Below are 6,754 nucleotides of genomic sequence, written 5' to 3' on the forward strand. Positions count from 1 at the left end.
AATGATCAAAAAACAATTTTTCAATTCATTTCTTTTTTTTCTACTCTGTGGACTTATTCCAAACATCATTCAATCTCAGCAGGGTCAAAATAGCCTTACAATTTCAATTACAGGCTCGCGCTCAAGCTACAAAGACAACTCTGGCAAATTTATTTACGAGATCGATCCCGGCCAGATTTTTAACATTTTGGTTATCTCTTCTGGAAAAAACCCCATAAACGAGATCCCCGAAATCCCTGGACTGGATCAATTTAGAAATGTATTTGTAAGAAAGTCTGGTCGCTCTATGAACATCAATGGCAAAACTTCTTTAACCAATTCTTTTGAGTTTCAGGCGATAGGTGGAGATGAGGGGGAATTTGAAATTGGACCAATCTCAACAAGTACAGGAAAATCTGAGTCTTGTGTTATCAAGGTTCGTCAGCGAACACTCGAAGAAGCGGATGCTGCTTTTCAAAAAGAGTACAAGGCAGGCGTTGCCTGCCAAGCTCGATTAGTGCTTGAAAAAGACACTTTTTTTGTTGGTGAAATAATTCCAGTAACACTCCAAGTTTACGTATGGAACGACAACGTAGAAATAAATCATATCACTCCACAATTTGATTCATTTACTGTCAAAGAATCTGACACTGAATCATCAACCATCCAAATCGAAAATCGCCCCGTAAAAGTTTTTCAGAAAAAATTTTTCCTCTCAACACCATGGGCAGGAACAAAAAAAATTAAACCCGTGACTGTTGCGTATTCCCAAATAGAAGATGACTTTCCTTTCAACAACATCAACTTTAACTTTTTTGGCCCAACCAAAAGCATCATGCATGCCAACACTCACTCAAACGGACTTTCAGTAACAATCAAAGACACACCCCAAGGAAAAAGAAGCCACGATGCGATTGGATCATTTTCCCAATTAACACTTTCTGTCGATAAAAACATGGTCGATTTACGCACACCAATTAACCTATGCCTTAAAGTGCGGGGAAATGGGAACTTTGATGCAATTGAAATTCCACGACTCAAGCTCCCAAGACACGTACGATCATTTCCCGGAACATCAGAAAGTAAAGTTTCACTCAGCGCAAACGGAGAGTTTGAAAAAAAGTTTACCTATGTGATACAACCAATCAAACCAGGGGTGATTAAAATTCCATCTCAAGAATTTTATTTTTTTGATCCAAAAACAGAATCTTTTTCTAGCATCTCTTCCAATCAACTGACCATTAGTGTTGATGGTGATGAAGAAGAAACTGCTCAAGAAAAATTGACACCTGATACAAAAACCGAAAACTCATCTTCTGAAGATAAAGAATCTTTAATGAATGAATCAGACGAAGAGTGGCTTTCTTCTGAGCAAAATCGAAAATATGAAAAAAAATCAGATATTTTTTCTGGATTAACTCTTTTTGTTCTCGGACTTCTCAGTTTTTTATTTGGCATAGGATATTTTGCTATTTATCGTTGGATCTTATGGCACAAGAGAAACCCCTCAAAAGCCCTTGCTATAGCACTTAAAGAGATACATGCATCTGCAACAAAAAACGCTGCGGATCTCTTTCGTATTGCGTTTAGTTTTTGCAAGCTCAAGCTGTTTAACGATCAACTAGAAAACCCAACATTCGAAGAAATCGAAGCGGCATTAAACAACAAGAAATGTAGCAAACAAATTATCGCCATTTTCATGGCTACGCTTGAAAAGCTTGCAGGTGGGGCGTTCGGCTCTCAGACTCCAATAACAAATATCTCAACCCTTCGCCAAGAACTCGAGAAAGTATTGCACCAAATCAATAATGAATTATAAAAAATAATTTTATTGGGATGCAATTCGACTAAAATTACCTAAAAACTTTGCAACCTGGCCCTGCGCTCCAGCATGTCGAGTCAATTCTCGACGAAGCTCCGGGAAAGAAAGCGCTGTCTTTTTAAACACAAACAACAATGCATGCTCCATCATTCGTTGCTGCCAATCAAACGAGCCAGCTGCCACAAATAATCGCAATGCTACCGAAAGCCGCGAACTCTCCCTGTGGGAATAAAGCTGATTAAACTGCTTCAAATACGCATGAATTATTTCAAGCGAAACGCCCTGATCTTTTTGTCCCCATTTTTCGCAATATGAAAGAAGATGACGCTCAAGCTTGTTGATGCTCTCGCGAGCTTTGTGGTCGTCATGCTTTTTAATACTATGCATAATTCCTTTAGCCGCTGTCATAACATCATTTTTTGTTAAACGATAGAAACTCCAAATATCTTGTTGCGGATGAGAAGATACATAGGACTTAATCGCAGAAATCAAATGCGGAGCAACTGTCGTCACCACATGCTCTGAGATTGAAAATAAATATTGATACCCAAGCATCAAAATAACAAACTCACTAAAACGTTGCGCAGAAAGAAGTACGCGCGCCTGATTTGTCATAAGTGTCATCGCGCTCTGCAAATCGCGAGAAAATTGCACGTCTTTCTTGCCAGCAACAAAGCCTTCTGCTTGCTCTCTTACTGTTTCCAAACAACGATCACGATCAGCCTCTGCTTCGTATCCGCCATTTTTTCTATAATACAAACCCTTAAAGCGATCAAAGTTATCAAAGAGATTATACATTTGGCGGTCTGCCGAAGAAAGTCTCACGTTTTTAAACTTTCTATGAAGCAGAGATAAAACATGCCTCAAGCAGGTTTGTCCGGCTGTTGATGTTGGTTGGTTTTCTGCGATCACTTTAAAGTCAAAAGGTCGCGACTGCGAACTAAAATGAGAATGCGTTAACTTGAATGCTACTGCATGAGCAATAGCTCGTTGAGCAGCCAAAGGAATCTCGTCCCAGCCCAAACTAAATCTTCGCGTAATTAATTGATGAAACGACGAACTTACCTCAAGTTGTCGATTTAAAATTTGTTCTCGAGATGGAATTTTTGTTAAAACCGCAAAATTGCAAACTACTAAAAAATAAAGTAAAAAAAGATTGGCCTTACTCATGTACCCAGTTTCCATGTATTTTTATTTACTGATGCCAAACGGTACCACTATCATGCGATAAACATCAATTTTTTTAATTAGTACCACAAAATGCCTGGCTAAATAATAACCATCAAAAAAGAGGTTTAACGTATGCAAAAAAAACAACTCTTATTTTTAGCAATACTCTTTTTCTACTCACAAAAGACTCTTTTCAGTGATTTGAATAATAAAGATTTTTCTTTTTGGGAAAAGAGAGCACAAAAAGCTCTCTTGAAAAAAAATATACCCGCAGCACTCTTTTCGCTTGCTCATGCAGAAAAAAAAAGCTCCGCATTTCAACGTTTTTCAATAGTTAAGCAACGCGTTGCCCTAGAGTCTCCAGCAGATGAAAACCCATCCGCGCACACAACTCTTTTTTTTGCAGTTGTTTTAAGTTTTTTAAATGACATTCCGCTCTTTTTAGCACAACTCATCTTATTAATAATTCTTTTTTATTCAGGGTATTTAGTCGCAAGAAAACAAAACTTTAAAGTTAAAATCAAAAAGAGGCTTCTCTTTTTGATTTTATTTGTTTTTGGAATATCAGCCGTTAGAATTTTTCTAAAAAACCCAATCAAAGCTGTTTCACTTTCATCTACAACGCCGCTTCACTCGGGACCAAATGAAACCTTTCCCCAGGTATTTACAATCCCGCGCCCATCAATAATTTCTGTAGAGAAAGTTGCCGGCGATTATGCAAAAATACAATACAAATCCCAATCGGGATGGTGCAAGAAAAGCCTTATCGCCATAATTGAATAATTATAACAACAAAAATACGCCAAGCAGAATTCAAAAACCACAAACCACTCTGGACAAAAAACCTGTCACTTTAAGGTTTTTCACAAAAGTATTTCAACCTGAATGACAAGTTTGAAATACTAGAAATGTAAGCACGACAAAAACAACGTCGTGAAAACAAAAAACCAGGAGAAGGTTGATATGGAAAACAAAAACATCTTTTTATTTTGTAAAATTGCTGTTTTTTCACTTGTTTTAACACTTCTTGCCGGATTCGGCGGATGTGGCTCAAATAAATCTAAAAACGTTGTAGGTGGAATGGCGGTTGGCGCAATCCTTGGCGGTGGCATCGGAGCTGCAATCGGCTCATCAACCACAACCACTGCAGCAACAACTGCGGTAACAACAACGTCTAACACAGTTGCTGGCGCTGCAATCGGAGCTGGTACTGGTGCAGCAATTGGCGGAGCAATGGGTGCAGCATGTACCGACGATGCACCAGGAAAAACGCATTCAACCAAAAAAGCTAAAAAATCTGTAAAGAACAAATAAGAATACTTAAAAATTCTTATTGTTAAAAAAGGCGGCAACCCCGCCTTTTTCCAAATTATTAATCAAGGAGATTAACTATGAAATTTTTAAAATATTTCACTTTTTTGCTCACCGTTATTGCATCACATTGTTTTGCTCCTAAAAAAAACCAACTAAGCCCTGAAGACATTACGGCGGTAAGAAAAATGCAAGATGATCTTGCTCAAGAAATTGCCATGCAAAAAAAAGCGGGCTTTCACACAAGTGGTTTTGAAGTAAGAAAACGTTTCGGACTTTTTGGTAAGGCGGTTTTAACAGATAAAACAAAAGGAAGTATTGCCAATATGGCCACCAGACATAGTGAAACAGGAGCAGTAAACTCACTTCAGCTTGACTCTGCTCAGAAAAAAAGAACCGGCGACGCTACCCCCGCTAAAGGCGTTGGGCACGCAGACTATCAGGCTGCAGTTGCAAGTATCCGAAACTCAATAAGAAATGGCCAAGAAGCACAAAAGAAAGAAGCCAAGGCCAAAGCTAAAAAAGCAGCCCCAAAACCTAGAAAAAAATAATTTACCTAAAAGGGGTGTGATTTTCAAATCACACCCCTTTTTATAATCAATCGATCAAATAATTAATCAGCGATCTTTTCCCAATTTTTCGTACGCTGCAAGTGCACGCTTTCTTGATTCATCAACGTCAACTAGCGGCATTGGATACGTTTGTCCTATCACAATTCCTGTGCCTCGCAAATCAATCACACTTGCCTTCCACGGATTAAATAAAAATTTTTGAGGCATTTTTTTGAGCTCTGGAACGTACTTACGAACATATTCACCAAGAGTGTCAAATTTCTCGCCCTGCGTTACCGGATTAAAAATTCTAAAAAAAGGTGCCGCATCAACGCCCGATCCTGCAACCCACTGCCAGCTAGCACTATTATTTGCCAAATCTGCATCAACCAGATGTTCCCAAAACCACGCAGCGCCGTGCCCCCAAAATTGCATTAAGTTTTTTGTTAAAAACGATGCCACAATCATACGAACACGATTGTGCATATATCCCGTTTGCAAAAGCTGTCTCATCCCCGCATCAACCATCGGAAATCCTGTTCGTCCTTGCTGCCATGCATGCAATAACTTTGCATCCGACTTCCATGCAAATGCATCAAATTTTTTTTGAAAATTTTTCTTAGGTAATTCAGGAAACCCAACAAGCAGGGTGTATGAAAATTCTCGCCAACACAACTCTGCAATAAACTTTTCACGATCTTCGGGTGATGCTTTTTTTTTCACGTCAGCACTATGCATTGTGTGCCAAATAACATTTGGAGAAATTTCACCAAAGTGCAAGTGGGGCGACAAATGAGAGGTCTGATCTTTATCTGCAAAATCACGGTTTAATGAATACTCTTGAAGCCCTGCATCAATAAACGCAGTCAGTTTTTTTTGCGCAGCATCTTCACCTGGCTGCCAAAATTTGGCATAACTCACCGGATGCTTTGCATCAAGTAATTCAAGCTCATCAATTGTTAAAGAATCTGAATCTTTAACAAAATCAGATGATGGAACTGACAATGGCTTTCTTGGAAGCGGAGCGCTTGTAATCGCATTTTTGTAAAATGGTGTAAAGACTTTATACATGGATCCATCGTCTTTTAACACATCTTGCGGCGCCCACAACAAACTATTATTTACAAATTCAAGTTCAACGCCAGCCGCAGCAAGCTCTGCAAGAATCTGCCCATCTTGCTCGATCCTGCCAGGCTCATAACAAGTTCCCGCAAAAATTTTTGTAACACCATGCTTTTTAACAAGCTGTTTTAAGATGCGAAGTGAATTGCCTTTGTAGACACTCAATTTACTGTCTACTTTTTCATTTAATTTTTGTAAAGAATGATGAAGCCACCAACAACTTGCTTTTCCCATTTGCGGATCTTTGATCGATCCATCAAAAATATAAATCGGTATAATATTTTTGTATTCTGCTGCCTTAACCAACGCTAAATTGTCATGAACGCGCAAGTCTTGACGAAACCAAACAATAACAGGATTTTTCATACTTCACTTTTTTCGAATAGATTTTGATATACTGCAGTGTTACAAAAAAACGCCAAAAAAGCACCCTACAATGAAACTTGGAATTTACAAACATTACAAAGGCGCCTTGTACCAGGTACTGGGATGCGCAAGACACTCAGAAACAGGTGAAGAAGTTGTTGTATACCAATCGTTATATGAACCATTTGGACTTTGGTGTAGGCCCGAAAAAATGTTTAACGAAATAATCAAAGTAGATGGGAAAAGCCAAGCCCGATTTGTATTCATTTCAAGCGGCGTAGCTCAAGCACCAACAGTGAGATAGAAAATGACCCCACTTATTGTAAAAAACCTTAATAAAACATTTGTTTCTGGATTTTGGCCATTTACCGCAACAAAAGAATTTAACGCAGTAAAAAACATCTCCTTTGAGCTCAATAAAGGCGAAGTTCTA

The 6,754-nt window shown here is 38.6% G+C and carries 8 protein-coding genes; 6 read left to right on the forward strand and 2 right to left on the reverse strand.

Annotated elements, in window-relative coordinates; translation table 11 throughout:
* Nucleotide 1 precedes the first annotated feature (1 nt).
* Entirely contained in the window at nucleotides 2-1,798 is a 1,797-nt protein-coding gene (locus FJ366_01700) for a protein BatD (GenBank protein ID MBM3894286.1), read from the forward strand.
* Between the two features lie 9 nt (nucleotides 1,799-1,807).
* Here FJ366_01700 and FJ366_01705 read toward each other — a convergent pair whose 3' ends face one another.
* Nucleotides 1,808-2,971, reverse strand: a complete 1,164-nt coding sequence (locus FJ366_01705) for a hypothetical protein (protein ID MBM3894287.1) — start codon at nucleotides 2,969-2,971, stop codon at nucleotides 1,808-1,810.
* A 132-nt stretch (nucleotides 2,972-3,103) separates the two neighbouring features.
* Between FJ366_01705 and FJ366_01710 the strand changes: the two genes are divergently transcribed.
* The 3 genes from FJ366_01710 to FJ366_01720 all read left to right on the forward strand — a co-directional run bounded on the left by FJ366_01710 (nucleotide 3,104) and on the right by FJ366_01720 (nucleotide 4,833).
* On the forward strand, nucleotides 3,104-3,754 hold the full coding sequence (locus tag FJ366_01710) for a hypothetical protein (protein ID MBM3894288.1): 651 nt from the start codon (nucleotides 3,104-3,106) through the stop codon (nucleotides 3,752-3,754).
* 180 nt (nucleotides 3,755-3,934) lie between these two features.
* Nucleotides 3,935-4,285 carry a hypothetical protein gene (locus FJ366_01715; GenBank protein MBM3894289.1) on the forward strand — a complete coding sequence of 117 codons (351 nt, stop codon included), beginning with the start codon at nucleotides 3,935-3,937 and terminating at the stop codon, nucleotides 4,283-4,285.
* Nucleotides 4,286-4,362: 77 nt separating this feature from the next.
* A complete protein-coding gene (locus tag FJ366_01720) occupies nucleotides 4,363-4,833 on the forward strand; it encodes a hypothetical protein (GenBank protein ID MBM3894290.1) in 471 nt (156 codons plus the stop codon).
* Between the two features lie 66 nt (nucleotides 4,834-4,899).
* Here the strand turns inward: FJ366_01720 and FJ366_01725 are convergent, their stop codons facing one another.
* Nucleotides 4,900-6,321 carry a deoxyribodipyrimidine photo-lyase gene (locus tag FJ366_01725; GenBank protein MBM3894291.1) on the reverse strand — a complete coding sequence of 474 codons (1,422 nt, stop codon included), beginning with the start codon at nucleotides 6,319-6,321 and terminating at the stop codon, nucleotides 4,900-4,902.
* Between the two features lie 70 nt (nucleotides 6,322-6,391).
* On the opposite strand from FJ366_01725, the gene FJ366_01730 reads away from it, so the two are divergent.
* Both FJ366_01730 and FJ366_01735 read left to right on the forward strand, forming a co-directional pair.
* Nucleotides 6,392-6,625 (forward strand): DUF1653 domain-containing protein, encoded by a 234-nt coding sequence (locus FJ366_01730; protein ID MBM3894292.1) that lies wholly within the window; start codon nucleotides 6,392-6,394, stop codon nucleotides 6,623-6,625.
* Between the two features lie 3 nt (nucleotides 6,626-6,628).
* Nucleotides 6,629-6,754: dipeptide/oligopeptide/nickel ABC transporter ATP-binding protein (locus tag FJ366_01735; GenBank protein ID MBM3894293.1), on the forward strand; the 126-nt coding region annotated here is incomplete at its 3' end.

The sequence above is a fragment of the Candidatus Dependentiae bacterium genome (assembly GCA_016871815.1).
Taxonomy (GTDB): Bacteria; Babelota; Babeliae; order Babelales.

Excerpts from the sequence above, each read along its gene's own strand:
- FJ366_01700 (MBM3894286.1), top strand. The coding sequence starts at position 2 with ATGATCAAAAAACAATTTTTCAATTCATTTCTTTTTTTTCTACTCTGT.
- FJ366_01705 (MBM3894287.1), bottom strand. The coding sequence starts at position 2,971 with ATGAGTAAGGCCAATCTTTTTTTACTTTATTTTTTAGTAGTTTGCAAT.
- FJ366_01710 (MBM3894288.1), top strand. The coding sequence starts at position 3,104 with ATGCAAAAAAAACAACTCTTATTTTTAGCAATACTCTTTTTCTACTCA.
- FJ366_01715 (MBM3894289.1), top strand. The coding sequence starts at position 3,935 with ATGGAAAACAAAAACATCTTTTTATTTTGTAAAATTGCTGTTTTTTCA.
- FJ366_01720 (MBM3894290.1), top strand. The coding sequence starts at position 4,363 with ATGAAATTTTTAAAATATTTCACTTTTTTGCTCACCGTTATTGCATCA.
- FJ366_01725 (MBM3894291.1), bottom strand. The coding sequence starts at position 6,321 with ATGAAAAATCCTGTTATTGTTTGGTTTCGTCAAGACTTGCGCGTTCAT.
- FJ366_01730 (MBM3894292.1), top strand. The coding sequence starts at position 6,392 with ATGAAACTTGGAATTTACAAACATTACAAAGGCGCCTTGTACCAGGTA.